We start from the raw sequence: 26,393 nt of genomic DNA, 5'->3' as shown, positions 1-26,393 counted from the left end.
GACCGGCCGGCCACCTCAGCCCCGCAGCTCGGCCAGGTCCTGCTCGGTGAGCACGAGGTCGCCGGCCGCCTGGTTCTCGGCCAGGTGGTCGAGCGACCCGGTGCCCGGGATCGCCAGCACCGCCGGGGAGCTCGCCAGCAGCGCGGCGAGCGCGACCTGCGCGGCGGTGGCGCCGTGCCGGGCCGCGACCTTGCCCAGGCGCTCGGTGTCCAGCGGGTCACCGCCGCCGCCGATCGGGAAGTACGGCACGAAGGCGATGCCGGCCCGCTCGCACTCCGTCAGCAGGCCGGTGTCGGCGCCCTGGCGGTTCTGCACGGCGGCGACGGGCGCGATCGCCCGGGCCTCGGCGAGCTGGGCGGCGTCCACGTTGCTGACGCCCAGGTGGCGGATCAGCCCTTCGGCGCGCAACTCGGCCAGCACCGCGAAGCGTTCGGCGATCGACGTGCCGCCCACCGGGCCCATGCCGCCGACCCGCAGGTAGACCAGGTCGAGCCGGTCCAGCCTGAGGTCGCGCAGGTCGGCCTCGACCAGGGCGCGCAGTTGACCCGGCGTCGCCTCCCCGCTCGGCACGCCGTCCGGGCCGCGCAGCGGGCCCACCTTGGTGGCGATCACCAGGCCGTCCCGGTAGGGCGCCAGGGCGGTGCGGATCAGCTCGTTGGCCCGCACCTCGCCGCGCCCGTAGAAGCCGGCCGTGTCGATGTGGTCCACGCCGAGCTCGACGGCGCGCCGCAGCACCGCGATGCCGGTCTCCGGCGCCCGTGTCGGACCGTCAAAGGTGCTCATCGCCAACCGCATCGCGCCGAAGCCGAGCCGGTTGACGGTCAGGTCGCCGCCGAGCGGGAAGGTCGTGGGAGAGGAGTTCGAGATCGTCATGGGTCCATGGTGTCCGCGACCGCCGGGGGCCGGCGAGCAGCTGGCCACTTGCTGCCAGACTGGCGGGATGCAGAAGGAAGAAGTGTTCTCCGTCCGCGGCGACGCGGAGCTGATGGCCCGGGCCGGCCACCTCTTCGCCTCGGTGCGCACCGAATTCGCCTGCGCCGCGCGGGACCTGCGGACCTGGTCGCAGCCGCAGGCCCGGGCCGCGGTCGGCCGCCAGGTGCAGGCCGCGGGCACGGGGAGCCTCAGCACCCGCAAGCTGCTCAGCCCGGTCGCGCTGGCCGACGAGGAGGACCGCGCGCACCTGCGCCGGGTGCGCGGCCTGGGCGCCCAGGTGCGGATCAGCGCTTCGCGGCTGCCGCACGAGACGATCCTGATCGACCGTCGGGTGATGATCCTGGCCGGGGAGCACACCCCCGCCGGCCGCGAGTACACCGTGACCACCTCGCCGCTCCTGGTGGAGGGCGTCCGCTCGCTCTTCGAGGCGGTCTGGGACACCGCCGCCGACCTGGAGGACTACCTGCGCGACGAGGTCCCGCAACTGGACGAGGACGGCCGCAGCGTCCTGCGGGCGCTCTCCGCCGGCCTCACCGACGCCGCCGCGGCCAAGCGCCTCGGCCTCTCGCTGCGCACCTACCGCCGACGGGTCGCCGAGCTGATGGACGCGCTGGAGGCCGGCTCCCGCTTCCAGGCCGGCCTGCGCGCCGGTGAGCTGGGCATTCCGCGCTGATCCCGAGGGGGACGGCCGCCTCCGACGTCCCACTCCCCCGGCGCGCGCCGCTCACCCGGCTGGCCGCGCTGGGCCAGCCGACACGGCGTGGCGTGCGCTATCAACGGCAGTGACGCCGTTTTCTGGTGTCGCCACCGCCCACACCCTGGAGGCATCCCATGTCGGATGCGCAGACGTCCCCCGCGCCCGCTCCCGAGGCGGAGCAGAGCCCGATCCACATCCTCTGGATCAACGCCGGGCTCAGCTGTGACGGCGACTCCGTGTCGCTGACGGCCGCGACCCAGCCCAGCATCGAGGAGATCGCGCTGCGGGCCCTGCCCGGGCTGCCCCCGATCGCGGTGCACTGGCCCCTGATCGACTTCGAGTGCGGGCCGGTGCAGGGCGCGGACAACTTCATCGAGTGGTTCTTCAAGGCCGACCGGGGCGAGCTCGAACCGTTCGTGCTGGTGGTCGAGGGCTCGATCCCGAACGAGTCGATCAAGCCGGAGGGCTACTGGTGCGGCTTCGGCAACGACCCGGCGACCGGGCAGCCGATCACCACCAGCGAGTGGCTGGACCGGCTGGCGCCCAAGGCGCTGGCGGTGGTGGCGATCGGCACCTGCGCCACCTACGGCGGCATCCACGCGATGGAGGGCAACCCCACCGGTGCGATGGGCGTCCCGGACTACCTGGGCTGGAGCTGGAAGTCCAAGGCGGGCATCCCGATCGTCTGCGTGCCGGGCTGCCCGATCCAGCCCGACAACTTCGCCGAGACCCTGACCTACCTGCTGTACCAGGCCGCGGGTTCGGCGCCGATGATCCCGCTGGACGACAAGCTCCGGCCTACCTGGCTGTTCGGCGCCACCGTGCACGAGGGCTGCGACCGCGGCGGCTACTACGAGCAGGGCGAGTTCGCCACCGAGTACGGCCAGCCGACCTGCCTGGTGAAGCTGGGCTGCTGGGGCCCGGTGGTCAAGTGCAACGTGCCCAAGCGCGGTTGGATGGACGGGATCGGCGGCTGCCCCAACGTCGGCGGCATCTGCATCGCCTGCACCATGCCGGGTTTCCCGGACAAGTTCATGCCGTTCATGGACGAGCCGCCCGGCGGCAAGGTGTCCAGCACCGCCAGCGGGATCTACGGCGCCGCCGTGCGCCGGCTGCGCGCGTTCACCCTCAAGACGGTGGACCAGGAGCCGAAGTGGCGGCACACCGGCGACGAGCTGACCACGGGCTACCGCCCCCCTTGGTGACCAGTCGCCGCACACAAGGCAGTTGACGGACCATCACCCCACCACGATCCGAAGGGCTCCGGACGACGATGAGCGCACCCACGGCCAGGCCTGGCGCAGACGGCCTGATGGAGATGTCCTGGGATCCGATCACCCGGATCGTGGGCAGCCTCGGCATCCACACGAAGATCGACTTCAAGCAGAAGCGGGTCGCGGAGTGCTACAGCACCTCCTCGGTCTTCCGCGGCTACAGCGTCTTCATGCGGGGCAAGGACCCGCGCGACGCGCACTTCATCACCAGCCGGATCTGCGGCATCTGCGGTGACAACCACGCGACTTGCTCGGTGTACGCGCAGAACATGGCCTACGGGGTGAAGCCGCCACACCTCGGCGAGTGGATCATCAACCTCGGCGAGGCCGCCGAGTACATGTTCGACCACAACATCTTCCAGGAGAACCTGGTCGGGGTGGACTACTGCGAGAAGATGGTCCGCGAGACCAACCCCGGCGTGCTGGAGCTGGCCGAGCGGACCGAGGCCCCGCACGCGGGCGAGCACGGCTTCAAGACCATCGCCGACATCATGCGCTCGCTCAACCCGCTGGAGGGCGAGTTCTACCGCGAGGCGCTCCAGGTCAGCCGCTACACCCGGGAGATGTTCTGCCTGATGGAGGGGCGCCACGTGCACCCCTCCACGCTCTACCCGGGCGGCACCGGCACAGTGGCCTCGGTGCAGCTGTTCACCGACTACCTCAGCCGGCTGATGCGCTACGTGGAGTTCATGAAGCGGGTCGTGCCGCTGCACGACGACCTGTTCGACTTCTTCTACCAGGCCCTGCCGGGCTACGAGGAGGTCGGCCGGCGCCGGGTGCTGCTGGGCTGCTGGGGTTCGCTCAACGACCCCGAGTACTGCGACTTCACCTACCGGAACATGACCGACTGGGGCCGGCGGATGTTCGTCACCCCCGGCGTGGTGGTGGACGGCAAGCTGGTCACCAACGACCTGACCCAGATCAACCTGGGCATCCGGATCCTGCTGGGCAGCTCCTACTACCAGGACTGGGAGGGCCAGGAGCTGTTCGTCACCCACGACCCGCTGGGCAACCCCGTGGACCCCCGGCACCCGTGGAACCAGCACACCATCCCGGCCCCGCAGAAGCGCGACTTCGACGACAAGTACAGCTGGGTGATGTCGCCGCGCTGGTTCGACGGCAAGGAGCACCTGGCGCTGGACACCGGCGGCGGCCCGATCGCCCGGCTCTGGTCCACCGCGCTGTCCGGACTGGTGGACGTCGGCTACGTCAAGGCCACCGGCCACAGCGTCGTGATCAACCTGCCGCGCACCCTCACCAAGCCGGAGACCACCTTCGAGTGGAAGATCCCGCAGTGGAGCAACGCGCTCGAACGCAACCGCGCCCGCACCTACTTCCAGGCCTACGCGGCGGCGCTGGCCCTGCACTTCGCCGAGCAGGCGCTCGGTGAGGTGCGGGCCGGACGCACCCAGACCTGGGAGAAGTTCGAGGTGCCGGACCAGAGCATCGGCTGCGGCTTCACCGAGGCGGTGCGCGGGGTGCTCTCGCACCACATGGTGATCCGGGACGGGAAGATCGCCAACTACCACCCGTACCCGCCCACTCCGTGGAACGCCAGCGTGCGCGACACCTACGGCACGCCCGGCCCCTACGAGGACGCGGTGCAGAACACCCCGATCTTCGAGGAGAACCCGCCTGAGAGGTTCAAGGGCATCGACATCATGCGGGCGGTGCGCAGCTTCGACCCGTGCCTGCCCTGCGGCGTGCACATGTACGTGGGCGGCGGGAAGACCGTCAAGAACCTGCACGTGCCGACCGGGCTGAGCGGGCTCGCCGGATGAGCGTGGAGGCGGCGGGGCGCCGCGTCGACGAGCTGCTGGAGCGGCTGTCCGCCACCGCCGACCCGCGCACCCGGGAGAGCGTCGAGGAGCTGGTGCGGGCGCTGATGGCGCTGTACGGCGAGGGGCTCACCCGGATGGTGTCGCTGCTCTCCGGGCGCTCCGGCGCGCCGCTGGAGGCGCTGCTCGGCGACGAGCTGGCGGCCGGCCTGCTGGTGCTGCACGACCTGCACCCGGAGGACGTGCACGCCCGGATCGGGCGGGCGCTGGCGGCCGCCGACGCCACCTCCTACGAGGTGGCGGGCTTCGATCCGGCCACCGGTGGGCTGCGGTTGACCGCCGGCGCGGCGCAGGGCTGCGGGTGCGGGTCCGGCGACGCGGTGCGGGCCCGGATCGAGTCGGCGCTGTCCTGCTTCGCCCCCGAGGTGTCGGCGGTCGAGCTGGGCGAGGCGCCCCGCGAGCCGGTGCTGCTGCAGATCGGCGCCCGGCCGGCGGCGCAGCGGTGAGCGCGCCGGCCGCGAGCGGGCTGCGCCGGTTCCTCACCGCGCCCGCGCCGCCGGTCGAGCGGTGCGAGCTGTGCGGGCTGGCGCTGGCCGGGGAGCACCGGCACCTGGTGGACGTCGAGCGGCGCTCGCTGGCCTGCGCCTGTCCGCCCTGCACGCTGCTACTGGACCGCGACGGCGCCGGGGAGGGGCGGTTCCGCGCCGTCCCACAACGGTATCTGACGGACCCTCAGGTTCAACTGGGCGCCGGGCTGTGGGAGTCGCTGGGCATTCCGGTGGGTGTGGCGTTCCTGCTGCACAACTCGGTGTCCGGCCGGCCGCTGGCCGTCTACCCGAGCCCGGCCGGGCCGACCGAGAGCGACCTCGGACCGGGCTCCTGGGAGACGCTGGAGCAGGCCACCGCCCTGGCCGGCCTGCTGCTGCCGGACGTCGAGGCGCTGCTGCTGGTGCGGGTGGACGGCGAGGAGCTGTGCGCGCTGGTGCCGGTGGACACGGCCTACGGGCTGGTCGGGCAGCTGCGCCAGCACTGGCACGGGTTCGACGGCGGCCCCGAAGTGCGCGCCCGGCTGCGCGAGTTCCTCGCCGGGCTGCGCGGGCGGGCCGGCGTGGCCGAGCGGAGGCCGGCGTGAGCGGGGTCGGGTTCGCCTGCACCGGGGTGCGGGCCGAGCGGTACGCGGTGGGGCCGACCCTGCAGTTCGGCCTGCGGATCACCGCCGAGACGCCGGACACCCGGGTGCACGCGATGGCGCTGCGCTGCCAGTTGCGCGTCGAGCCGGGGCGGCGGCGCTACGGCCCGGCGGAGGAGGCCCGGCTGGCCGACCTGTTCGGCACCCGGGACCGCTGGCCGCACACCATGCACCCGCTGCAGTTCGCCCAAGTCTCCACCGTGGTACCGGGATTCACCGGCTCGACCGAGATCGAGCTGGCGGTGCCGTGCAGTTACGACATGGACGTCGCCGCCGCGCGCTACTTCGCGGCGCTGGCCGAGGGCGGGATCCCGCTGCTGCTGCTCTTCTCCGGGACGGTGTTCAGCGGGCCGCAGGGCTTCGCCGTCCACCCGGTGCCGTGGGACCGGGAGGCCAACTGCCTGCTGCCCGTGGACACCTGGCGCGAGATGGTGGAGCAGCACTTCCCCGGCTGCGGGTGGCTGCGGCTGCCCGGGGCCGCGATGGACGCGCTGCTGGAGTACCGCTCCCGGCACGCCCTGCCGTCCTGGGAGGCGACCGTCGCCGCCCTGCTCGCCCACGCCGAGACCCCCGAGGTGGCAGCCCCGTGACCCACACCGACACCGGCGCCGGCACGGCGCTCGACGCCCGGTTCGCGACGGCCCGTCAGGTGGCCGACGCGGTGCTCTACGAGGGCTACGTGCTCTACCCCTACCGGGCCTCGGCCGCCAAGAACCGGATGCGCTGGCAGTTCGGGGTGCTGATGCCCGAGGGCTGGTGCGAGGACAGCGGCGAGCACTGCGTGCAGCGCACCGAGTGCCTGCTGGAGCCGCGCCCGGGCGCCGAGTTGCGCATCTGCCTGCGGTTCCTGCGGGCCCAGCGCCGGACGGTGCAGGCCGCGCTGCCGGAGGGCGGCTGGGCGCAGGCCGACCGGTTGGAGCTCGCGGACCGGGTGCTGGTGCCGTGGGACGAGGGCGTCGAGGAGCAGGTGCAGCTGACCGTGCCGGTCGACGCGCTGTTCGACGGCGGGGTCGAGCTGCCCTTCACCCGCGCGGCCGCCGAGCTGACCGAGCCGGTCACCGAGGACGGTGCCGTGGTGGGCCGGCTGGTGCGGCAGCTGGGCCGGGTGGACGGGGTGCTGCGGCTGACGGCCGTGGAACTCCCCGGGCCGTACGGGCTGGTGCGGCTGGTCGCCGAGACCGCCAACGGGTACCGGCAGGACCGGCCGGTGCCGGACGGGCGGGAGGCCGCGCTGCCGCACGCCCTGGTCGCCGTCCACCTGCTGCTGGGCCTGACGGCGGGTCGGTTCCTGTCAATGACCGACCCGCCCGAGTGGGCCCGCCCGGCCGCCGTGGAGTGCCGCAACGAGCGCGGCTGGCCGGTGCTGGCGGGCAACGACGGCGGTGACGACGTGCTGCTCTGCTCGCCGATCATCCTGGAGGACCACCCGAGGATCGCGCCGGAGAGCCCGGGCGCGCTGTACGACTCGCTGGAGATCGACGAGATCCTGGCGCTGCGCACGGCCACCCTCACCGAGCAGGAGAAGCGCGAGGCCCGGGGCACCGACGACCGCGCGGCCGCCGTGATCGACCTCGCCGACTCGCTGCCGCCGGAGATCATGGAGCGGCTGCACGGCGCGGTGCGCGGCCTGCGCGAGGTGACGGCCCCGCCGGACTCGCCGCTGGAGACCGCGACGCCCTGGTGGAACCCGGAGGCCGACAGCTCGGTGGACCCGGCCACGGACCACGTGCTGGTGGACGGCGTGGCGGTCGCGGCCGGCTCCCGGGTGGTGCTCAAGCCCGGGCTGCGGCGCACCGACGCGCAGGACCTCTTCCTGATCGGACGGCGGGCCACGGTGGAGGCGGTGATCCAGGACGTGGACGGCGGGGTGCACGTGGCGGTCACCCTGGAGGACGACCCCGGCACCGAACTGCGGCGGTTGCAGGGCCGGTTCTGGTACTTCCAGCCCGACGAGCTGGCGCTGCTGGAGGAGTCGTGAGCACGCCGGAGGCCGGGCGGGTGCTGGTCGCCGGGATCGGCAACATCTTCCTCGGCGACGACGGGTTCGGCGTCGAGGCGGTGCAGCGGCTGGCCCGGCTGCCGCTGCCGCCCGACGTGACCACGGTGGACACCGGCGTGCGCGGGGTCCACCTCGCCTACCAGATCCTCGACGGCTACGACACCGTGGTGCTGCTGGACGCGATGCAGCGCGGCGCTCCCCCTGGCACCGTGCACGTGATCGACGCCTCGCAGGAGCGGGCGGCCGGGCCCGTGGCGGTGGACGGCCACCGGATGACGCCGGACGCCGTGCTCGCCCTGCTGGACACCCTCAGCGCCGGCACCGGCGGCCGGCGGCCGGCCCGGATCCTGGTGGTCGGCTGCGAGCCCGCCGACGTCGAGGAGGGCATCGGACTGAGCGCCCCGGTCAGTGCGGCGATCGACGAGGCGCTCGCCACGGTGCTCGCCCTGGTCGGCGTACCCACCCCCGGCTGAACCGTCAACCAATCCTCCCGGAAGGAGAGTTCGCCCATGCTGAAGTTCCTCGGACTGGCCGTCGTGGCGGCCGCCGTCGGCGTCGCCGCCGCCAATCTGCCCGACCTCAAGCGCTACCTGCGGATGCGCTCGATGTAGCGGCCGAACGGCTGACGGCCGACTGGAGCAGCGGCGTGGCGCGGACCGGGTTCCGCGCCACCGCCCTTTAATGAACCGGGCTGTAATGAACCGGGCCGCAATGAACCGGGCCGCCGGAAAGTCCCCGGCAAGGTGAGGGAGTTGTCCCGTGCACGAGATGTCGCTGGCGCTCGCGGTGGTCGAGCAGGTCGCGGACGCCGCCCGCGCGCGTGGGATCGGCGCGGTGCGGCGGGTGGTGCTGCGGGTCGGCGAGTTGGCCGGCGTGGTGCCGGACGCGCTTGCCTTCTGCTTCGAACTCGCCTGTGAGGGAACGGTGTTGGCGGGCGCCGAGCTGGCCACCGAGTGGCTGGCAGGCCGGGCCCGGTGCCGGGCCTGCGGGCACGACTGGGCGACCGGACTGCCGCCACAACTCGCCTGCCCGGCCTGCGATTCGGCCGACACGGTGCTGCTGAGCGGCCGGGAGTTGGAGATCGGCTCGGTGCACTGGGCCGAGCCCGAAGCGGCGACGGCCGCCACCGCAGCCATCGAGGAGGAGTGAGCCCATGTGCGACAGCGTCACCGATCTGCAGCAGGCGGTACTCGCCAAGAACGACCACCGCGCCCAGCACCTGCGGGACGAGCTGGCGGCGCGCGGGACCGTGGTGGTGAACCTGCTCTCCAGCCCCGGCAGCGGCAAGACCGCGCTGCTGGAGGCCGAGTTGACGCTGGCCGCCGAGCGCGGCATCCCGGTCGCGGCGCTGACCGCCGACCTGGCCACCGAGAACGACGCGGTCCGGCTGGCCCGCTCCGGGGTGCCGGTGCGCCAGGTGCTCACCGACGGGCTCTGCCACCTGGAGGCGGACATGCTCCGCCGGCACGTGGCGGAGTGGCTGCCCGAGCGGACCCGGCTGCTCTTCGTGGAGAACGTCGGCAACCTGGTCTGCCCCGCCGGCTACGACCTCGGTGAGACCCTGCGGGTGGCACTGGCCTCGGTGACCGAGGGTGAGGACAAGCCGCTCAAGTACCCGTCGGCGTTCGGGCTGGCGCACCTGGTGCTGGTGACCAAGACCGACCTGGCGGCGGCGGTGGAGTTCGACGAGGCGGGGTTCCTCGCCAACGTGCAGCGGGTGAACCCCGGGGTGGAGGTGCTGTTCACCTCCGCGCGGCGGGGGGACGGCGTCGGGCTGCTGCTGGAGCGGGCGCTGGCGGCCGCCGAAGCCGGGCCGGCGCACCAGCCGGTGATGGCCCGTCAGGCGCACGACCACGATCGCGACCACGAACACGACCACGAACACGGCCATGACCACGGGCACTCGCACGCGCACGGCGCGGGTCACAGCCACCGTCCGGTGGCGCCTCGGTGACCGAGCTGACCAGCGCGCCCGTGGCGGCCGAGCGCCGCCGGGTGCAGGTGCGCGGCGTCGTCCAGGGGGTGGGCTTCCGGCCGTTCGTCTTCGCGCTCGCCCGGGACCTGGAGCTCGCGGGCTGGGTGACCAACACCGCCGAGGGCGTGCTGGCCGAGGTCGAGGGCGGCCCGGGCGCCGTGGCCGCGTTCTGCCGCCGGGTCGCCGCCGACGCGCCGCCGCTGGCCGTGGTCGAGGGCGTCGAGCACCAGGTGCTGCCGGCCGCCGGCGGCACGGGGTTCACCATCCGCGCCTCCCGCGGCGGCGGGGCTGCGCGCACCCTGGTCTCCCCCGACACCGCGACCTGCCGGGACTGCCTGGCCGAGTTGACGGATCCTCAGGACCGGCGCCACCGCCACCCGTTCATCACCTGCACGCACTGCGGTCCGCGCTTCACCATCGTCACGGGGCTGCCCTACGACCGGGCGAACACCACGATGTCCCGGTTCCCGATGTGCGGGCGGTGCGCCGCCGAGTACGCCGATCCGGCCGACCGGCGCTTCCACGCCCAGCCGGTGGCCTGCCACGACTGCGGGCCGGTGCTGCGGCTGCTGGTCCGGGCCGTCTCGGGCATCTCGGGCGTCTCGGGCGTCGAGGAGCGGCCGGAACCGCTGGCCGAAGCACGGCGGATGCTGGGTGCGGGCCGCATCCTCGCCGTCAAGGGCCTGGGCGGCTACCACCTGGCCTGCGACGCGGGAAACACCGCGGCCGTCGCCGAGCTGCGGCGGCGCAAGGCGCGCGGGCGCAAGCCGTTCGCGCTGATGGTGCGCGACCTCGCGGTGGTCGAGCCACTGGTGCACCTGGGCGACGCCGAGCGGGAGTTGCTGACCGGGAACCGGCGGCCGATCGTGCTGCTGCGCCGCAGGGCGCAGGGCGGCGACCAAGTCTGCGCCGAGGTCGCGCCCGGCAGCCCCGACCTGGGCGTCATGCTCCCCTACACCCCGCTGCACCACCTGCTGCTCGGCCTGCCCGGCGATCCGCCCGGCCCGTCGGCGCTGGTGATGACCAGCGGCAACCTGTCCGGCGAGCCCATCGTCACCGACGACCGGGAGGCGCTGGAGCGGCTCGGCGAACTGGCGGATGCCTGGCTCACCCACGACCGGGCGATCCACGTGCCGTGCGACGACTCGGTGCTGCGGGTGGTGGCGGGCGAGGTGCTGCCGGTGCGCCGCTCGCGCGGCTACGCCCCGCTGCCGCTCACCCTGCCGGTGGCCGTCGACCCGGTGCTGGCGACCGGTGGGGACCTGAAGAACGCGTTCTGCCTGGCCGCCGGCCGGCAGGCCTGGCTGTCCGCGCACATCGGCGACATGGACGACCTGGCCACCCAGAGCGCGTTCGAGCGGGCCGAGGCCCAGCTGGAGGCGATCACCGGCACCGTGCCGCAGGTGCTCGCCACCGACCGGCACCCCGGCTACCGGTCCACCGGGTGGGCCCGGCGCAACGCGGGCGGCAGGCCGGTGCGCACCGTGCAGCACCACCACGCGCACATCGCCGCCGTGCTGGCCGAGAACGGCGCGGACGGCTCCCGCCCGGTGCTCGGCGTGGCCTTCGACGGCACCGGGTTCGGCGAGGACGGGGCCGTCTGGGGCGGGGAGTTGCTGCTCGCCGACTACGACGGCTTCCGCCGCCTGGCGCACCTGGCGTACGTGCCGCTGCCGGGCGGGGACGCCACCGTGCACCTCCCCTACCGGATGGCGCTGGCCCACCTGCACGCCGCCCGGCTGCCCTGGGACCCGGCGCTGCCCTGCACCACCGCCTGCCCGGACACCGAACGCGCGGTGCTGGCCCGCCAGTTGGAGCGCGGGCTGAACTGCGTGCCGACCTCCAGCATGGGCCGGCTGTTCGACGCCGCCGCCTCGCTGGCCGGCGTCTGCCACCGGGCCGAGTACGAGGCCCAGGCCGCGATCGAGCTGGAGGCGGCCGCCGCGAGCTGGGCGGGCCCGCTCGGCGAGCGCTGGAGCTTCGCCGTGCACCCCGGCGGCGACGGCCCCGACCGGATCGACGCCGCCCCGGTGCTCGCCGCGCTGGCGGCCGGCCTGCGGGCCGGCACGCCGCCGGCCCTGCTCGCCGCCCGCTTCCACGACGCCGTCGCCATGACGGTCCGTCAGATCTGCGGCCGGGCACGGGAAGAGCACGCGGTGGACACCGTGGCGCTCAGCGGCGGGGTGTTCGCCAACGCGGTGCTCGCCACCGCCTGCCTCGACGGCCTGCGCGCCGACGGGTTCACCGTGCTGCGCCACCGACTCGTCCCGCCCAACGACGGGGGGCTGGCGCTCGGCCAGGCCGTCGTGGCGGCCCGCCACCGATCATCCGCCCAGCCAGGAGGAACAAACCCATGTGTCTGGCCGTACCCGGCAGAGTGCTGACCGTCGAGGAACGCGACGGTACCCGGATGGCCACCGTCGACTTCGGCGGCGTGGTCAAGGACGTGTGCCTGGAGTACCTGCCCGACCTGCGGGTCGGTGAGTACACCATCGTGCACGTGGGCTTCGCGCTGCAGCGCCTGGACGAGGAGTCGGCCCGGCAGACGCTGGCCCTGTTCAACGGACTCGGCCTGCTGGAGGAGGAGTTCGGCGACGCCTGGGAACGGGCCGCCGAGGAGGCCGCCGCCGGGCCCGTGACCGAGGAGGTCGACCGGTGAAGTACCTCGACGAGTTCCAGGACCCGGAGCTGGCGCGGCGGCTCTTCGACGACATCCGGGCCACCGTCACCCGCCCGTGGGCGCTGATGGAGGTGTGCGGCGGGCAGACGCACTCCATCATCCGCCACGGCATCGACCAACTCCTGCCCGAAGAGATCGAGTTGATCCACGGGCCGGGCTGCCCGGTGTGCGTCACCCCGCTGGAGATGATCGACAAGGCGCTGGAGATCGCCTCCCGGCCCGGCGTGATCTTCTGCTCCTTCGGCGACATGCTGCGGGTGCCCGGCACCGGCCGGGACCTGTTCACCGTGCGCGGCGAGGGCGGGGACGTACGGGTGGTGTACTCCCCGCTGGACGCGCTGCGGATCGCCCGGGAGAACCCGGACAAGCAGGTCGTCTTCTTCGGCATCGGCTTCGAGACCACCGCCCCGCCCAACGCCATGACGGTCTACCAGGCGCGCCGGCTCGGCATCCGCAACTTCAGCCTGCTGGTCTCCCACGTGCGGGTGCCGCCCGCGATCGAGGGGCTGATGACCTCGCCGGACTGCCGGGTGCAGGCCTTCCTGGCCGCCGGGCACGTGTGCAGCGTGATGGGCACCGAGGAGTACCCGCAGCTGGCCGAGCGCTTCCGGGTGCCGATCGTGGTCACCGGGTTCGAGCCGCTGGACATCCTGGAGGGGGTGCGCCGGGCGGTGCGCCAACTGGAGCGCGGTGAGCACCGGGTGGAGAACGCCTACCCCCGGGCGGTCCGCCCCGAGGGCAACCCGGCGGCCCGCCGGATGCTGGCGGACGTCTTCGAGGTCACCGACCGGGCCTGGCGCGGCATCGGCACCATCCCCGCCAGCGGCTGGCGACTGTCCGAGGCCTACCGGGAGTTCGACGCCGAGCAGCGCTTCGAGGTCGGCGACCTGACCACCGTCGAGCCCGCCGCCTGCCGCAGCGGCGACGTGCTGCAGGGCCTGCTCAAGCCGCACGAGTGCGAGGCCTTCGGCACGGTCTGCACCCCGCGCACCCCGCTGGGCGCGACCATGGTGTCCAGCGAGGGCGCCTGCGCCGCCTACTACCTCTACCGCCGGCTGGCCGGCGCCCCGACTCCCGTGGAGGTGGCTCCCGTTGGCTGAGCTGCTCGCACCCGCGCCGGACTTCTCCGGCTGGACCTGCCCGGCGCCGCTGCGCGACCAGCCCCGGATCGTGATGGGCCACGGGGGCGGGGGCACGCTCTCCTCCGAACTGGTCGAGCACGTCTTCGCGCCGGCCTTCGGCAGCCCAGAGTTGTCCGGGTTCCCGGACTCCGCCGTGCTGCGGCTCGGCGGGGCCCGACTGGCCTTCTCCACCGACTCGTTCGTGGTCCGCCCGCTCTTCTTCCCCGGCGGCAGCATCGGCGACCTCGCGGTCAACGGCACCGTCAACGACCTCGCGATGAGCGGCGCCGTGCCGGCCTTCCTGTCCTGCGCCTTCCTGCTGGAGGAGGGCGTCGAGCTGGAAACCGTGGCCAGGGTGGCCGAGGCGATCGGCGCGGCGGCCCGGGCGGCGGGGGTCCGGGTCGCCACCGGGGACACCAAGGTGGTCGAGTCGGGGCACGGTGACGGGGTGTATGTGAACACCGCCGGCATCGGCCTGGTGCCGGACGGGGTGGACATCCGCCCCGACCGGGCGGTCCCGGGCGACGTGGTGATCGTCAGCGGCCCGATCGGCCTGCACGGCGTGGCCGTGATGAGCGTGCGCGAGGGCCTGGAGTTCGGGGTGCGGATCGAGAGCGACTGCGCGCCCCTGGGTGGGCTGGTCGCGGCGATGCTCGCGGTCACGCCCGACCTGCACGTGCTGCGCGACCCCACCCGCGGCGGGGTCGCCGCCGCGCTCAACGAGATCGCCGCCTCCTCCTCGGTCGGCGTGCTGCTGCAGGAGCGGGCGCTGCCGGTGCCGCCGGAGGTCGCCAACGCCTGCGCGCTGCTCGGCCTCGACCCGCTCTACGTGGCGAACGAGGGCAAGCTGGTCGCCTTCGTGCCGCGCGAGCACGCCGACGCCGTGCTCGCGGCCATGCTGGCCCACCCGCTGGGCGCCGGGGCGCGGATCATCGGCGAGTGCGTGGACGCCCACCCCGGCATGGTGGTGGCCCGCACCGCCTTCGGCGCCACCCGGGTGGTGGACCGGCCGCTGGGCGAGCAGCTGCCGCGGATCTGCTGATCAGCCTTCGGCGGCGAGGCGTTCCAGCCACTCCCCCAGCAGGTGCCGCTCGGCGGCGCTGAGCACCGTCTGCTCGGGCAGCGCGGCACGCAGGGCGCGGGCGGCGCCGGCCGGTCCGGGGCCCTGCACGGCCGGCCGCTGGGTGGTGACGGCGCTGACCATGGCCTCGCGCAGCGTACTGAACAGGGCCGGGTCGCGCTGCTCCTCGGGCAGCGAGAGCCAGGTGAGCACCGCGCCGCGGGCGGTGGCGTGGATGGTCTGCGCCGCGAGCTCCTCGTCGACCAGCAGCCAGCCGCCGGCCGCGAGCCGGCGGACCCGGCCCATCAGGATCGCCATGCCGGCCTTGAAGGCGGCCGAGTGGGCCCTGGTGGGCTCGGTGTACATGAGGGTGAACAGGGCCGGGTTCGCCAGGCCGAACTCGATCGAGGCGTTCCAGCCCGCCCGCAGGTCCTCGATCGGGTCGGCCGGGTCGGGGTCGATGTGCTTGCTGGCGATGAACGTGCTGAAACCGTGCTCGGCCACCGCGTCGAGCAGCCCGTCCTTGTCGCCGAACAGCCGGTAGATGGCGGGTGCTTGGAGCCCCGCCGCGTCGGCGACCGCGCGGGTGGTGACCGCGTCGCGGCCCCCCTGGGCGAGCAGGCCGATGGCGGCCTCGATGACGCGCAGCCTGGTCTGCTCGCGGGCGGCGGACGCGGGGTCGGTCGCGGCGGGGCCGGTACCGCTGGTGTTCGGGCTGCTTGCGGACGGTGCCATGGATCGATGATATCTCAGCTGTGATTCCATCGTTAATATCAGTGCTACCGTTGAAGTGTTTCCACCGGAAACAGTCATTCCCGTACCGCACTGGAGCGCATCATGATCATCGTGACCGGAGCCACCGGACTGCTGGGGCGCCAGATCGTCGAGCGGCTGCTCGCCCGGATACCGGCGCAGCGGGTCGGCGTCAGCGTCCGCGACCCGCGCAAGGCGCAGGAGCTCGCCGACCGCGGCGTGCGGGTGCGACAGGGCGGCTTCGAGGACGCCGCCTCGCTCGCCCACGCCTTCGAGGGGGCCACGCAGGTGCTCGTCGTCTCCGTCGACAAGATGGGCGAGGAGTGCGTCACGCAGCACCGCACCGCGATCGGGGCGGCCGTCGCGGCGGGCGCCCGCCGCGTGCTGTACACCAGTCAGATGGGGGCCGGCCCGGACTCGCACTTCCAGGCCTGCCGCGACCACGCCGCCACCGAGGAGCTGCTGCGCGCCTGCGGCGTGCCGTTCACCGCGCTGCGCAACGGCTTCTACGCCGCCAGCGCCGCGCACTTCCTCGGCCAGGCGCGGTCCGGCCGGGTGGCGCTGCCCGCGGACGGGCCGGTCGCCTGGACCGCGCACGCCGACCTCGCCGACGCCACCGCCGCGATCCTGGCCGACGAGGGCCGCTTCGAGGGGCCCACGCCGCCGCTGACGGGCAGTCAGGCGCTCACCTTCGAGGAGCTGGCCGCGATCGCCGGCGAGGTCACCGGCCGGGCCTGGAGCAGGACCACCGTGCCCGACCAGCGGTTCCGGGAGGAGCTGGTGGGCCACGGCGTCCCCGAGCAGTTGGCGGGCCAGCTGCTCGGGATCTTCGTCGCCGCCCGGGCCGGCGAGTTCGCCACCGTCGACCCGACGCTGGCCACCCTGCTCGGGCGTGAGCCCACGCCCGTGGGGGCGGTGCTGCGCGAGTCGCTCGGCTGAGTCGAACTCGGGCACCAGACCCGTCCGCCGACGCACCGCGGGTGTAGCGTCGAGTCAGGGAAGTTTGCAGCAGGGGGGATTCCATGCGTCACACCCGTACTCTCGCCGCCACCACCGCGGTGCTCGCCGTGGCCGGGCTGGCCGCGTGCGGCACCAAGTCCGCTTCCACCGCCACCGGCACCGCGAGCGCCGGCTCCGTGCAGCTGGCCACCGTGGCCGACGCCATGGCGCAGAGCACCAAGGCCACCTCGCAGTACACCTCGGTCAAGGTCAAGATGGCCGAGCACATCCAGGCCCAGGGCCAGGACATCAGCACCACCGGCTCCGGTGCCCTGTCCTGGAAGCCGATCGCGATGGACATGACGATGAGCATGCCCGCGCTCGCCGCGCAGGTCGGCGGCGACGGCTCGATCCGCATGATGATGAGCGGCACCACCATGTACATGAATATGGGCGACGTCGCGGCCGCCAAGAACGACGGCAAGCACTGGATGAAGATCGACCTCACCGCGATGGGCGCCTCGGGCCAGGCGCTGGCCGACCAGATGAACAACAGCGCCAGCAACGACCCGTCGACCCAACTGAAGCTCTTCACCTCCTCCCCCGACATCCAGCGCGTCGGCCAGGAGACCGTGGACGGCGTCCAGACCACGCACTACTCCGGCACGGTCGACCTCACCAAGCTCGCGGCCGCGCAGGACCCGGCGCTCAAGGCCGCGCTCGCGCAGTCCACCAAGCTCGGCCTCACCACGATGAACGTCGACCTGTGGGTCAACGACCAGAACCTCCCGATCCGCATCCACGAGTCCACCCCGCCGACCGCCACCACGCAGCTGGACCTGACGGGCGACTACTCCGACTACTCCACCACCCAGGTCACCGTCACCCCGCCGCCGGACAGCGACACCACCGACCTCAGCACCGCGCTGCAGGGCGCAACCAACTGATCTCCAGTCGGAAAGCGACACCGAGCGGGCAGCGTTCGCCGAGCGGCCGGCGCCTCCTGCTCGGTGTCGTCCGGGACATCGCGGTCGGTAGGATCCCAACCGGCAGTGCACAAACCTGCACTGCGGCAGCAGAACCGGGGGCGGGCGGACCGACCCCCTGCATGAACGGGGGCGTCATCATGCACAAGACCACCAGGCGGGCCGTGCGAGGCGCCGCGGCTCTGGCGATCGCGCTGGGGGGCGTCGCTGCGGCGAGCTCCCCGGCTGCCGCCTACGGCAACACCGACACCTTTTCCTGGCCGCACCACTACCGGATCGGCGGGAACAACAACACCGGCCGCTGCGTGGACGACTCCTTCGACTCGAACGCCGTCAGCGGCAACCTGCTGCGCGGCTTCCCCTGCCTCGCGAACAGCTACAGCGGCGGCTGGCAGGAGTGGACCGTGGTGGAGGTCAGCTCCGGTGGCGCCTCCCTGCAGAACGCCGCCACCGGGCTGTGCCTGGACGACTCCGACGCCGGTCCCAACGGCTCGGACCTGCTGCGCGGCTTCCCCTGCAACGGGCTGAGCTGGCAGCACTGGAGGATCGTCAACCGCTACACCGGCACGAGCCCTTCCTATCCCCAGCAGGTGCTCCAGAACGAGGCAACCGGCCGCTGCCTGGACGACTCCGATGCCGGCCCCGGCGGCTCGGACCTGCTGCGCGGCTACCCCTGCAACGGACCGTCGCAGGACGGCGGCTGGCAGGGTTGGGACCTGTACCAGATGGGGTGAGCGGGGGAACGGCTGACCCCGCCCCGGCGGCACGGGCAATCGCAAGCGTTCCAACGGAGGCAGTCGTGCAGGATGTCCAACTTCCGGCCGGTGTCGTCGAGTACGACGAAACGGGTGCCGGGCCGCCGGTCGTCCTGCTGCACGGACTGATGATGGACCACAGTCTCTGGGACCGCGTCCTGCCCTTGCTTCCGGCCGGGTTCCGCTACCTGCGCCCGGTGCTCCCGCTGGGCGCCCACCGGCGGCCCATGCGGCCGGACGCCGACCTGACGCTGGGTGGACTGGTCGGCCTGGTCGCCGACTTCCTCGACGCGCTCGACCTGCGCGACGTCACCCTGGTGCACAGCGACTGGGGCGGGGCGCTCTTCCTCACCGCCCGCGGCCGCGACCAGCGGGTGGCCCGGCAGGTGATCCTGCCCTGCGAGGCGTTCGACAACTTCCCGCCCGGGCTGCCCGGCAAGCTCGCGGTGCGCTCCGCCAGGGTGCCCGGCGGGCTGTGGCTGGCCGCCCGCCAGCTGCGGATCGGCGCACTGCGCCGACTGCCGCCGCTGTTCGGGCAGATGACCCGCGACCCGGTGCCGGACGAGTTGGTCCGCGGCTGGACCGCGCCCCTGCTCCGCGATCCGGCGATCCGGCGCGACCTGCGCGCCTACCTCACCGGGCCGCTCGACAAGGCCCGGCTCGTCCGCGACACCGAGGCGCTGCGCGACTTCGCCGGGCCCGCCCTGGTGCTCTGGTCGCCCGACAACCGGTTGATGCCGCCCGAGCACGGCCACCGGCTCGCCGAGCTGCTGCCGGCCGGGGAGTACGCCGAGGTGCCCGGCGCGTACGTGCTCTCGATGCTGGACGAGCCCGACGCCGTGGCGCGGGAGATCAGCCGGTTCCTGACGGCGGGTCAGCCCGGTGGCGGGGGCGGCGTGACCCAGCCGGCCTGACGGTGCCCCTGGTGATGTGAGCTGCCCGTCAGGCCGAGCCCCGGTCAGGCGAGGTGCGGCATGACCTCGGTGGCGATCAGTTCGAGGTGGTCCAGGTCGTCCAGGTCGAGGATCTGCAGGTAGATCCGGCGGCTGCCGACCGCGCGGAAGCGCTCGATCCGCTCCAGCACCTCGGCCGGGGTGCCGGCCAGGCCGTTGGCCCGCAGCTCGACCGGCTCGCGGCCGATCGCCGCGGCGCGGCGGTTGACCTCGGCCTCGGTGCGGCCGACGCAGGCCACCAGGGCGTTCGAGTAGACCAGGTCGTCGGCCGGGCGGCCGATCTCCTCGGCGGCGGCGCGGACCCGGGCGAACTGCTCGACGGTCTGCTCGACCGAGGCGAACGGCAGGTTGAACTCGGTGGCGTAACGGGCGGCCAGCGCCGGGGTGCGGGTGGGGCCGAGGCCGCCGAGCAGCACCGGCACCCGGCTCTGCACCGGCTTGGGCAGCGCGGGCGAGTCGGCGAGCTGGTAGTGGCGGCCGGTGAAGTCGAAGGTCTTGCCGACCTCGGTGGCCCACAGGCCGGTGACGATCGCCAGCTGCTCCTCCAGCCGGTCGAACTTGGCCTTCGGGAACGGGATCCCGTAGGCCCGGTGCTCCTGCTCGTACCAGCCGGCGCCGAGGCCGAGCTCGACCCGGCCGCCGCTCATCGCGTCGACCTGGGCCACCTGGATGGCCAGCACGCCGGGCAGCCGGAAGGTGGCGGCGGTCATCAGCGTGCCGAGCCGGATCCGCTCGGTCTCCCGGGCCAGGCCGGCCAGCGTGATCCAGGCGTCGGTCGGTCCGGGCAGGCCGCTGGCCGAGCCCATCTTCAGGTAGTGGTCGGAACGGAAGAAGCCGTCGTAGCCGAGCTGCTCGGCGGTCTTGGCGACGCGCAGCAGCGTCTCGTAGTCGGCGCCCTGCTGGGGCTCGGTGAAGATTCGAAGGTCCACGACCGCCATCATGCCCGCTGGGCCGACGCCGCGTCAGGCGGCCCGGCGCCTGACGGTCATTCGGCTGCTGCGGCGGCGACCTCGGCGGTGTCGGCGGCGGCCTTGGCGCGCACGGCGGCCAGGGTCTCGGCGGGCACGCCGCAGTGGGCGAGCAGGCCGGCGGCGGAGCCGTAGCGGGTGTGCACCAGGTCGAGGAAGGCGGTCATCGCCTCGGCGGGCGCGGCCAGCAGCGGGGCGGGGAGCTTGACCCTGCTGCGCTCCAGGTCGTTGAGGGCGGCCCGGTGACGGTCCGCCAGCCCCGCCCAGATCTGCGGCAGCGCCTCGGTGGTGCGCGCGTAGTCGGCGGTGATCTCCTCGCCGGCGACGCCGAGCAGGTCGAGCAGCAGGGCGATCAGCAGACCGGTGCGGTCCTTGCCGGCGGCGCAGTGCACCAGCACGCCGCCGGGGCGGGCGGCCGCGTCGACGGCGGCGCGTATCGCCTCCGGGGCGGACTCGGCCACCGCCAGGTAGAAGGCGCCGAGGTCGTCGCTGGTCTCCATGCCCCACAGCACCGCGTCGAGCGCCCCGCCGGAGGACTCCATCGGGACGCGCAGCACCTCGATGCCGGCCGCGACGGCGGCGGCCCAGTCCTCCTCGCGGACCTCGGCGCCGCCGCGCAGGTCGACCACGGTGCGGATGTCGTGCTCGGCCAGCTCGGCGACGGTGCGCGGGTCGGCGGCCGGGAACGGCTGGGCGGAGCGGAAGAACGCGCCGCGGCGGACCAGTCGGCCGGCCGGGTCGGCGAGGACGGCGGGGTCGCGGAAGTTGACCAGGGAGGACATGCGGGGCCTTTCGGGCGGGGCGGGGCGAGGGGCAGGGTGACGGTGGTTCAGGATCTGAGCACCGCCCGGTAGGCCTCCGCCCAGGAGGGCAGCGGGTCGGTGTCCCGGCCGCCGTCCAGCACGTGCCCGCGGACGATCCCGGCGAACAGCGTGGCGAAGGCCGTGGGGCGAAGGTCCGCGCCCGGGTCCACGCCGAGCCGGTCGGCGGCCAGTTCGGCGGTGCGCTGGGTGAGGGTGTCGATGACGATCAGCGCGTAGTTGCGCACCGACTGCACCGGGAGGTACTCGCCGCGCAGCCGGCGGCGCCGGGCGGCGTGCTCGGCCGACTCCTCCCACTGGCCGTCGGTGCTGGTCAGCGCGTGCTCCATCGCGGCCCACAGGTCGAGCCCGGCGGGTGCCCCGGCGAAGGCGTCCAGCAGCAGCCGGCCGAAGTCCCAGCCGAAGAGCAGCGCCTCCTTGGTCGGGTAGTAGCGGAAGAAGGTGCGGTGCGCGACGTCGGCCCGGCGGCAGATCTGCTGCACGGTGGTCCGCTCGAAGCCCTGCTCCTCGAACAGGTCGAAGGCGGCGGTGCGGATGCCGTCCCGGGTGCGCGCCTTCTTGCGGTCGCGCATGCCGGGTTCGATCTCCTCGTCCTCGCCCCGCATGGGTGGCCCACTCCCGTCCGATCGGAATCCTGCACTACTGCCTTTTGACACTAGTGCCACTTTGGCGTCCTTGTCCACGAGCGAGGACGTGCCGCCCGACCAGGGCATAAGGTGTTGCGGACCTTGGGGGAGGTGGAGGGCGTGCCGGCGCAGTTCCAGCAAGCACCGGATCGACGGGGTGTGGTGGGGCGGCTGCTGCTCCCCGTGCTGTTCACCGGTCCGCTGCTGACACCGGCGCAGGGCGCGATCGAGGGCGACGGTGGCGCCCTGTACTACGTGTGGGCGGTGGCGTTCGCCGCCGTGGCCGTCGTGCTGGCCGAGTGGGCCCGCCGGGCGCAGCGCTCCCCCGCCGGCTCGCACCGCAGGCACCCGGCCTGGCTGGCCGCGACGGTCGGACTCGCCGCGGTGGCCTGGCTGCTCCCCGACGCCTGGTTCCTGCCCACCAGCGGGTCGCCCGACCAGACCGCGCTGGTCAAGGCCGCCCTGGGCAGCGCCTTCGGGCTCGCCGTCGCCGGCGCGCTGCTCTGGCCGCGCCTGCTGCGCCCGGGCGCGGCGGCGGCCGTGGCACTGCTGGCCTGCTGGCCGCTGCTCCGGCCGACGATCGTGCACCACGAGGTGGCCGCCGGGGTGGCCCGGACCGGCCACCCGCCGCGGGACCTGTTCGTCGCCGGCACGCTCCACGGCTCCGACCCGACCGGCTACCAGTTCACGGACGGCGCGGTCTCGCTGGGCTTCATCCCGTTCGACGCCGCCTTCGACGACGGCCCGGTCGCCTACCTCTCCGCGCGCCGCCGCACCGGCGCGCCCTGCGACGTGCTGCTCGCCGCCGCCGGACCGCACGCGACCTGCACCGACGACGGCCACGGCACCTGGCACGTGACCGCCCCGGACTTCGGCTCCGGTTTCGCCCGGGTCGAGGGCACCGTCCTGGTCACGGTGGACAACGACGGCGGCAGCCTCCCCGACGCCCAGCTGCTGGCCCTGCTCGACAGCGCCCACCCGGCCTCCGACGCCGAGCTGGTCAGCCACACCTGAGGGGGCGCCGGGGACGGCGGCCCAGTCGCGCCGGGAGTCAGGCGCGCCGGTAGTACGCCTCGATCGGGTCGCGGGCCGTCTCGAACAGGGCCGGGCCGTCCTGACGGACCGTCGGCCAGTCGCCGGCGGCCGGGACCAGCTCCACCAACTGGTCGGTGGAGAGCGCGAAGACCACCCGGCCGATGCCCGAGCGGACCAGGGCCCCGGCGCACATGCCGCAGGGCTGGCAGCTGGTGTACATGGTGACGCCGGCGGCGGCCTGCGGGGTGAGCTCGCGGGCCGCCCAGCGGGCCAGCTTCAGCTCGGGGTGGGCCGTGATGTCGTCGTCGCGGCGCACGGTGTTGTGGTCCTCGGCCAGCACCGTGCCGTCCGGGTCGGCCAGCAGCGAGCCGAACGGGGCGTCGCCCTGGACCACGGCGGCGGCCGCGATGGCGATCGCGCGGCGCAGCAGCGTCTCGTCGGCTGGGGTGATCATGGGGTGCTCCTCCGGTGGGTGGCGATCTCGGCGAGTGCCCGCCAGGCCGTTTCGGGGTGGCGGGTCTGCTCCGGGTCCCCGTGGTAGGGGTCGAGGACGACCGTACCGGCGCCGAGCCGGCGCAATTGGTCGAGGTCGTCGAGCACCTGCTCCAGGGTGCCGACGCCGGCGAGCCGCTCGGGGTCGGTCACCGGGGCGTCGGTGAGCCGCAGGGCGATCCTGGGCGCGAAGCCGGGCAGCGGACGGTCCGTCAGGAGCGCGCGCATCCGGTCCACCGGGAGCCGCAGCGGGTGCCAGGCGTCGCCGAACCTGACGGTGCGCCGCAGCGCGGCCGGGCTCTGGCCGCCGACCCAGACCGGCACCCCGGGGACGGTCTCGCGCAGCACGGTGAGCGCCTCGTCGGTCAGCCGGCCGCGCGCGGTGAACGGCACGCCGAGCGCCTCGAACTCCTGGCGGGCCCAGCCGACGCCGACCCCGAGCACCAGCCGGCCCTCGCTGAGCTGGTCGAGGTTGGCGGCCATCCGGGCCAGCAGTCGCGGGTGCCGGTAGGGCAGGATCAGCACGGTGGTGCCCAGCCGCAGGCGGGTGCCGGTGCCGGCCAGCCAGGAGAGCGCGGTGAACGGCTCGAAGAACGGCTCGGGGTAGCGCTCGGCCACGTCCGGGGTGATCGCGACGTGGTCCGAGAGCATCAGCAGGTCGAAGCCGAGCCCCTCGGTGGTGCGGGCCCATTCGCGCAGCACGCCGGGGTCGGTGCCCGGCCCGAAGTTCGGTACGTTGACGCCAAGTTGCATGCTTCGAGGTTATCTGGGCGATCACGGCCAGCGGAACCGGCTCCTCCCGGCATAGGCGGCTCTTCGCCGTGGATCCACCGGCGTTGCGGCGCATCGGCCGCGAATCCCTGACCCTGCGCCCGGCGGCGGTGCCGCCGCCGGGCGCAGGGTCGATGACGGGGTGTCAGGGACCGGCGGTGAGGTAGCCGACCGTCGGGTTGCCCGAGACCTGCCCGCCGGAGCCGTTGATCACGTGGCTGATGGTGCCCTCGCCGCCGAGCGAGACGGTGACCATGTCCGCGAAGGTCGAGCCGCTGCCGGGCACCTCGATGGCGCGGTCCGCCACGACCCCCGGGTTCGCGCTGAAGTAGCAGTACACGCCGAGCCCCCAGGCCTGGTGCGAGGTGACCGAGTCGGCCACCTTGTAGGAGGGGTAGCCGTTCTGGCCGCCGCCCGGGGTCCAGCTCGCGTTGTCGGGGACGTCGTAGGGCATCTCGGACTGGTAGAAGTAGGTGCGGCCGCCGTTGCCGTTCCACAGCGTCTGGTACTGCTGGTAGTGCTCGACGGCCAGGCCGTACATGGTGACGTCGGCGCCGTTGACCACCAGGCCGTTGGCGGCGGTGTTGGTGGTCCAGCCGACCGTGCCGTCGTTGCCGTGGTCGGCCCGCCAGATCCACAGGTCGTCGCCGATGGTGTCGGCGCTGTTGACCACCAGCGACTGGGTCGCCCGGCCCGCCACGTCGCCGCCGACCCGGAAGAACACGTCCTGCAGGACGGTCGGGTCGCCGGAGTGGTCGGCGGTGGCGCCGGCCGGGCCGATCCGGACCAGCGCGGAGCTGTTGGTGGTGCCGGCGCTGACGATCAGTCCGGCGATGTCGATGCCGTCCACGTCGGCCGTGGTGATCGCGGTGACCCCGTTGTCCGGCACCAGGGTGGCCATGCCGAGGCCGAGCACCACGGTGTCCGGGCGGGTGATGTCCAGCGGCTGGTCCAGGTGGTAGACGCCCGGGGTGACCAGCAGGTCGAGGCCGGAGGCGAGGGCGGCGTTGATGGTCTGCGCCGTGTCGCCCGCCTTCACCACGTAGAAACTGCTGATCGGGAGCGAGCTGCCGGGCGTGCTGCCGCCGGTCCAGTCCGGGCCGGCGGCGTCGGTGCGCAGGCCGGGGACCATGACGTGGTAGAGGCCGGTGGAGTCCGCGTACAGGTAGGGCTTCTCCCGCACGGTGGGGCTCTGCGGCACGGTGGTGTAGGTCGGGAAGGACTGGGCGGGGGCGCCGTTGTCGCCGACGAAGACCATGTTCCAGTTGGAGCCGGCCCAGCTGCCCATGGCGGTGTCCTGGGTCAGGTACTGCTGCTGGGAGCCGGAGTTGATCTGGCCGGAGATCCGCGAGTCGCCGATGTAGCCGCCGGAGGACCAGTTGCTGGTGGTGTTGCCCGAGGTGTAGTCGTCCAGGGTCAGGTTCCCGTGCACGTCGACCCGGCGGAACGGGTCGGCCTGCGAGACGGCGTACTCCAGGGTGCCGGAGGACGGCGTGTCGGAGAGGTTCTCGACGTCGCGCCAGAAGTTCTGGGTGGCGTTCCCACCGGACCAGGCGGCGTCGACGTGCACGCCGCCGCCGTTCAGCGAGACGTCGTCGGGGGACGCGCCGAGGCCGGCCACCTGGGTGTAGAAGCCGACCGGCACGTCGACGTCGTAGCTGCCCGGCGAGAACAGCAGGGCGTACCGGTTGGTGCCGAACTGGTCGGACTGCTGGGAGGCGTAGACCGAGTTGACGGTGGCCTGGATGCTCGCGGCGGACATCGACGGGTCGAAGACCTTGACGTTCGGACCCAGGTCCGGGTTGTTCGGGTTGCCGGAGGGCGGGGTGCCGCCGCCGGCCGGGTCGAGCGCGAAGGACTGCGCGCCGGTGCCGTTGCAGGTGTACTGCTGGAGCTGCACCGAGTCGGCGGTCGAGGCGGACGGCACGTCGAGGCAGAGCCCGCTGTAGTGGTTGACGAAGTGGTAGCCGCCGCCGGACTCGGCGACCGGCTGCCACTCCTGGCTGCTCCACCCGCCGTCGGACCAGAGGTGCAGCAGCGCGCCGGTGGCCGTGGAGGGGCCGCTGACGTCGATCGCGGGCTGGGCGCCGTTGGCGTTGACGATCACGTAGTACCCGGCGTCGGCGGCCGGGCGCAGCTGCCACTGCTGGGCGGTGGTGCCGTTGCAGGTGTACTGCTGGACGGCGGTGCCGTTGGCGGTGGCGGCCGCGGCGGCGTCCACGCACTTGCCGCTGTTGGCGTTCACCAGGGTGTACCAGGTGGTGGTGGAGACGTCGGCGTGCGCGGCGCCGGCTCCGGCGACGGTCAGGGCGGCGGCGAGCAGTGCGGCGGCGGTGACGGGGACGGTCGCGCGGCGGGCGGACCGGGTCGGTTCCAGGTGGTGCCTCATGACGGTTCCCTTCACGGGTGGGTGCCTGAGGGAGCGCTCTCTGTGCAACATGTGTACCCGGAAGAACACCAGGGTGGTCTACACCTGTCAAGACTTGAAGACAAAACTGCCCGTCAACTCGCACCCCCGGCGCACCGGCTGACAACGCGCCGACTGACCGCACGTCGGCTGGCAACGCGCCGGCCGCGGCCCCGGGCTG

Annotated in this window: 28 protein-coding genes; 20 read left to right on the top strand and 8 right to left on the bottom strand. The window is 73.5% G+C overall.

Annotation, left to right across the window (positions count from 1 at the left end):
• Positions 1–15: 15 nt before the first annotated feature.
• Complete coding sequence (locus tag FHX73_RS40080; RefSeq protein WP_145911000.1) at positions 16–873, bottom strand: aldo/keto reductase; 858 nt, start codon at positions 871–873, stop codon at positions 16–18.
• Between the two features lie 67 nt (positions 874–940).
• On the opposite strand from FHX73_RS40080, the gene FHX73_RS40075 reads away from it, so the two are divergent.
• From FHX73_RS40075 to hypE, 15 genes are all read left to right on the top strand, one after another.
• Positions 941–1,606: a helix-turn-helix domain-containing protein gene (locus tag FHX73_RS40075; protein WP_145910999.1), complete on the top strand. Its 666-nt coding sequence runs from the start codon at positions 941–943 to the stop codon at positions 1,604–1,606.
• Between the two features lie 158 nt (positions 1,607–1,764).
• Positions 1,765–2,835: an NADH-quinone oxidoreductase subunit B family protein gene (locus tag FHX73_RS40070; protein WP_145910998.1), complete on the top strand. Its 1,071-nt coding sequence runs from the start codon at positions 1,765–1,767 to the stop codon at positions 2,833–2,835.
• Positions 2,836–2,903: 68 nt separating this feature from the next.
• Positions 2,904–4,685 (top strand): nickel-dependent hydrogenase large subunit, encoded by a 1,782-nt coding sequence (locus tag FHX73_RS40065; protein WP_145910997.1) that lies wholly within the window; start codon positions 2,904–2,906, stop codon positions 4,683–4,685.
• Positions 4,682–5,188, top strand: a complete 507-nt coding sequence (locus FHX73_RS40060) for a hypothetical protein (RefSeq protein WP_145910996.1) — start codon at positions 4,682–4,684, stop codon at positions 5,186–5,188. Before FHX73_RS40065 ends, FHX73_RS40060 begins: the two co-directional genes overlap by 4 nt.
• Positions 5,185–5,814, top strand: coding sequence for a DUF5947 family protein (locus tag FHX73_RS40055; RefSeq protein WP_145910995.1), 630 nt, complete (start codon positions 5,185–5,187; stop codon positions 5,812–5,814). The genes FHX73_RS40060 and FHX73_RS40055 overlap by 4 nt, the downstream gene beginning before the upstream one ends.
• Positions 5,811–6,461 carry a DUF6084 family protein gene (locus tag FHX73_RS40050; RefSeq protein ID WP_145910994.1) on the top strand — a complete coding sequence of 217 codons (651 nt, stop codon included), beginning with the start codon at positions 5,811–5,813 and terminating at the stop codon, positions 6,459–6,461. The genes FHX73_RS40055 and FHX73_RS40050 overlap by 4 nt, the downstream gene beginning before the upstream one ends.
• Positions 6,458–7,849, top strand: coding sequence for a hypothetical protein (locus tag FHX73_RS40045; RefSeq protein WP_145910993.1), 1,392 nt, complete (start codon positions 6,458–6,460; stop codon positions 7,847–7,849). The genes FHX73_RS40050 and FHX73_RS40045 overlap by 4 nt, the downstream gene beginning before the upstream one ends.
• Positions 7,846–8,343, top strand: a complete 498-nt coding sequence (locus tag FHX73_RS40040) for a hydrogenase maturation protease (protein WP_342795369.1) — start codon at positions 7,846–7,848, stop codon at positions 8,341–8,343. Before FHX73_RS40045 ends, FHX73_RS40040 begins: the two co-directional genes overlap by 4 nt.
• Positions 8,344–8,379: 36 nt before the next feature.
• Positions 8,380–8,481 (top strand): DUF6893 family small protein, encoded by a 102-nt coding sequence (locus tag FHX73_RS47745; protein WP_425461479.1) that lies wholly within the window; start codon positions 8,380–8,382, stop codon positions 8,479–8,481.
• A 148-nt stretch (positions 8,482–8,629) separates the two neighbouring features.
• Complete coding sequence (gene hypA, locus FHX73_RS40035; protein ID WP_145910992.1) at positions 8,630–9,019, top strand: hydrogenase maturation nickel metallochaperone HypA; 390 nt, start codon at positions 8,630–8,632, stop codon at positions 9,017–9,019.
• Positions 9,020–9,023: 4 nt separating this feature from the next.
• Positions 9,024–9,824, top strand: coding sequence for a hydrogenase nickel incorporation protein HypB (hypB, locus tag FHX73_RS40030; RefSeq protein WP_145910991.1), 801 nt, complete (start codon positions 9,024–9,026; stop codon positions 9,822–9,824).
• A gap of 5 nt (positions 9,825–9,829) precedes the next feature.
• Complete coding sequence (gene hypF / locus FHX73_RS40025) at positions 9,830–12,229, top strand: carbamoyltransferase HypF (protein WP_145911337.1); 2,400 nt, start codon at positions 9,830–9,832, stop codon at positions 12,227–12,229.
• Positions 12,199–12,504 (top strand): HypC/HybG/HupF family hydrogenase formation chaperone, encoded by a 306-nt coding sequence (locus FHX73_RS40020; protein WP_145910990.1) that lies wholly within the window; start codon positions 12,199–12,201, stop codon positions 12,502–12,504. The genes hypF and FHX73_RS40020 overlap by 31 nt, the downstream gene beginning before the upstream one ends.
• Positions 12,501–13,625, top strand: a complete 1,125-nt coding sequence (gene hypD, locus FHX73_RS40015) for a hydrogenase formation protein HypD (RefSeq protein ID WP_145910989.1) — start codon at positions 12,501–12,503, stop codon at positions 13,623–13,625. Before FHX73_RS40020 ends, hypD begins: the two co-directional genes overlap by 4 nt.
• Before the next feature lie 73 nt (positions 13,626–13,698).
• On the top strand, positions 13,699–14,688 hold the full coding sequence (gene hypE, locus FHX73_RS40010; protein ID WP_145911336.1) for a hydrogenase expression/formation protein HypE: 990 nt from the start codon (positions 13,699–13,701) through the stop codon (positions 14,686–14,688).
• On the opposite strand, the gene FHX73_RS40005 is transcribed toward hypE, so the two are convergent.
• Positions 14,689–15,441 carry a TetR/AcrR family transcriptional regulator gene (locus FHX73_RS40005; RefSeq protein WP_246214184.1) on the bottom strand — a complete coding sequence of 251 codons (753 nt, stop codon included), beginning with the start codon at positions 15,439–15,441 and terminating at the stop codon, positions 14,689–14,691.
• Between the two features lie 102 nt (positions 15,442–15,543).
• Here FHX73_RS40005 and FHX73_RS40000 point away from each other — a divergent pair, with 102 nt between their 5' ends.
• The 4 genes from FHX73_RS40000 to FHX73_RS39985 all read left to right on the top strand — a co-directional run bounded on the left by FHX73_RS40000 (position 15,544) and on the right by FHX73_RS39985 (position 19,053).
• Positions 15,544–16,398, top strand: coding sequence for an NmrA family NAD(P)-binding protein (locus FHX73_RS40000; protein WP_145910987.1), 855 nt, complete (start codon positions 15,544–15,546; stop codon positions 16,396–16,398).
• A gap of 83 nt (positions 16,399–16,481) precedes the next feature.
• On the top strand, positions 16,482–17,345 hold the full coding sequence (locus FHX73_RS39995; protein WP_145910986.1) for an SCO4651 family lipoprotein: 864 nt from the start codon (positions 16,482–16,484) through the stop codon (positions 17,343–17,345).
• A 179-nt stretch (positions 17,346–17,524) separates the two neighbouring features.
• Complete coding sequence (locus FHX73_RS39990) at positions 17,525–18,118, top strand: RICIN domain-containing protein (protein WP_170305297.1); 594 nt, start codon at positions 17,525–17,527, stop codon at positions 18,116–18,118.
• A gap of 65 nt (positions 18,119–18,183) precedes the next feature.
• A complete protein-coding gene (locus tag FHX73_RS39985; RefSeq protein ID WP_145910984.1) occupies positions 18,184–19,053 on the top strand; it encodes an alpha/beta fold hydrolase in 870 nt (289 codons plus the stop codon).
• A gap of 44 nt (positions 19,054–19,097) precedes the next feature.
• On the opposite strand, the gene FHX73_RS39980 is transcribed toward FHX73_RS39985, so the two are convergent.
• The 3 genes from FHX73_RS39980 to FHX73_RS39970 are packed head-to-tail and all read right to left on the bottom strand — an operon-like array spanning position 19,098 to position 21,486.
• A complete protein-coding gene (locus FHX73_RS39980) occupies positions 19,098–20,021 on the bottom strand; it encodes an LLM class F420-dependent oxidoreductase (protein WP_145910983.1) in 924 nt (307 codons plus the stop codon).
• Positions 20,022–20,077: 56 nt separating this feature from the next.
• Positions 20,078–20,842, bottom strand: a complete 765-nt coding sequence (locus tag FHX73_RS39975; protein WP_145910982.1) for a tyrosine-protein phosphatase — start codon at positions 20,840–20,842, stop codon at positions 20,078–20,080.
• A 47-nt stretch (positions 20,843–20,889) separates the two neighbouring features.
• On the bottom strand, positions 20,890–21,486 hold the full coding sequence (locus FHX73_RS39970; protein WP_170305296.1) for a TetR family transcriptional regulator: 597 nt from the start codon (positions 21,484–21,486) through the stop codon (positions 20,890–20,892).
• A gap of 123 nt (positions 21,487–21,609) precedes the next feature.
• Between FHX73_RS39970 and FHX73_RS39965 the strand changes: the two genes are divergently transcribed.
• Complete coding sequence (locus tag FHX73_RS39965; protein ID WP_145910980.1) at positions 21,610–22,521, top strand: hypothetical protein; 912 nt, start codon at positions 21,610–21,612, stop codon at positions 22,519–22,521.
• A gap of 37 nt (positions 22,522–22,558) precedes the next feature.
• Here the strand turns inward: FHX73_RS39965 and FHX73_RS39960 are convergent, their stop codons facing one another.
• The 3 genes from FHX73_RS39960 to FHX73_RS39950 form a co-directional block, all read right to left on the bottom strand.
• Entirely contained in the window at positions 22,559–22,996 is a 438-nt protein-coding gene (locus FHX73_RS39960) for a nucleoside deaminase (RefSeq protein ID WP_145910979.1), read from the bottom strand.
• Positions 22,993–23,787, bottom strand: a complete 795-nt coding sequence (locus FHX73_RS39955; RefSeq protein WP_145910978.1) for an LLM class flavin-dependent oxidoreductase — start codon at positions 23,785–23,787, stop codon at positions 22,993–22,995. The genes FHX73_RS39960 and FHX73_RS39955 overlap by 4 nt, the downstream gene beginning before the upstream one ends.
• A 163-nt stretch (positions 23,788–23,950) precedes the next feature.
• Entirely contained in the window at positions 23,951–26,194 is a 2,244-nt protein-coding gene (locus FHX73_RS39950; protein ID WP_145910977.1) for an RICIN domain-containing protein, read from the bottom strand.
• Positions 26,195–26,393: the final 199 nt, after the last annotated feature.

The organism is Kitasatospora viridis (assembly GCF_007829815.1).
In the GTDB taxonomy this organism is placed as follows: domain Bacteria; phylum Actinomycetota; class Actinomycetes; order Streptomycetales; family Streptomycetaceae; genus Kitasatospora; species Kitasatospora viridis.
Note: the sequence above shows the minus strand (reverse complement) of the source record. Positions and strands in the feature narration are given on the sequence as shown.

Coding starts and splice junctions, on each gene's coding strand:
- FHX73_RS40080 (WP_145911000.1), bottom strand. CDS start 873: ATGACGATCTCGAACTCCTCTCCCACGACCTTCCCGCTCGGCGGCGAC.
- FHX73_RS40075 (WP_145910999.1), top strand. CDS start 941: ATGCAGAAGGAAGAAGTGTTCTCCGTCCGCGGCGACGCGGAGCTGATG.
- FHX73_RS40070 (WP_145910998.1), top strand. CDS start 1,765: ATGTCGGATGCGCAGACGTCCCCCGCGCCCGCTCCCGAGGCGGAGCAG.
- FHX73_RS40065 (WP_145910997.1), top strand. CDS start 2,904: ATGAGCGCACCCACGGCCAGGCCTGGCGCAGACGGCCTGATGGAGATG.
- FHX73_RS40060 (WP_145910996.1), top strand. CDS start 4,682: ATGAGCGTGGAGGCGGCGGGGCGCCGCGTCGACGAGCTGCTGGAGCGG.
- FHX73_RS47745 (WP_425461479.1), top strand. CDS start 8,380: ATGCTGAAGTTCCTCGGACTGGCCGTCGTGGCGGCCGCCGTCGGCGTC.
- hypB (WP_145910991.1), top strand. CDS start 9,024: ATGTGCGACAGCGTCACCGATCTGCAGCAGGCGGTACTCGCCAAGAAC.
- FHX73_RS40020 (WP_145910990.1), top strand. CDS start 12,199: ATGTGTCTGGCCGTACCCGGCAGAGTGCTGACCGTCGAGGAACGCGAC.
- hypE (WP_145911336.1), top strand. CDS start 13,699: ATGGGCCACGGGGGCGGGGGCACGCTCTCCTCCGAACTGGTCGAGCAC.
- FHX73_RS40005 (WP_246214184.1), bottom strand. CDS start 15,441: ATGGCACCGTCCGCAAGCAGCCCGAACACCAGCGGTACCGGCCCCGCC.
- FHX73_RS40000 (WP_145910987.1), top strand. CDS start 15,544: ATGATCATCGTGACCGGAGCCACCGGACTGCTGGGGCGCCAGATCGTC.
- FHX73_RS39995 (WP_145910986.1), top strand. CDS start 16,482: ATGCGTCACACCCGTACTCTCGCCGCCACCACCGCGGTGCTCGCCGTG.
- FHX73_RS39990 (WP_170305297.1), top strand. CDS start 17,525: ATGCACAAGACCACCAGGCGGGCCGTGCGAGGCGCCGCGGCTCTGGCG.
- FHX73_RS39975 (WP_145910982.1), bottom strand. CDS start 20,842: ATGTCCTCCCTGGTCAACTTCCGCGACCCCGCCGTCCTCGCCGACCCG.
- FHX73_RS39970 (WP_170305296.1), bottom strand. CDS start 21,486: ATGCGGGGCGAGGACGAGGAGATCGAACCCGGCATGCGCGACCGCAAG.
- FHX73_RS39960 (WP_145910979.1), bottom strand. CDS start 22,996: ATGATCACCCCAGCCGACGAGACGCTGCTGCGCCGCGCGATCGCCATC.
- FHX73_RS39955 (WP_145910978.1), bottom strand. CDS start 23,787: ATGCAACTTGGCGTCAACGTACCGAACTTCGGGCCGGGCACCGACCCC.
- FHX73_RS39950 (WP_145910977.1), bottom strand. CDS start 26,194: ATGAGGCACCACCTGGAACCGACCCGGTCCGCCCGCCGCGCGACCGTC.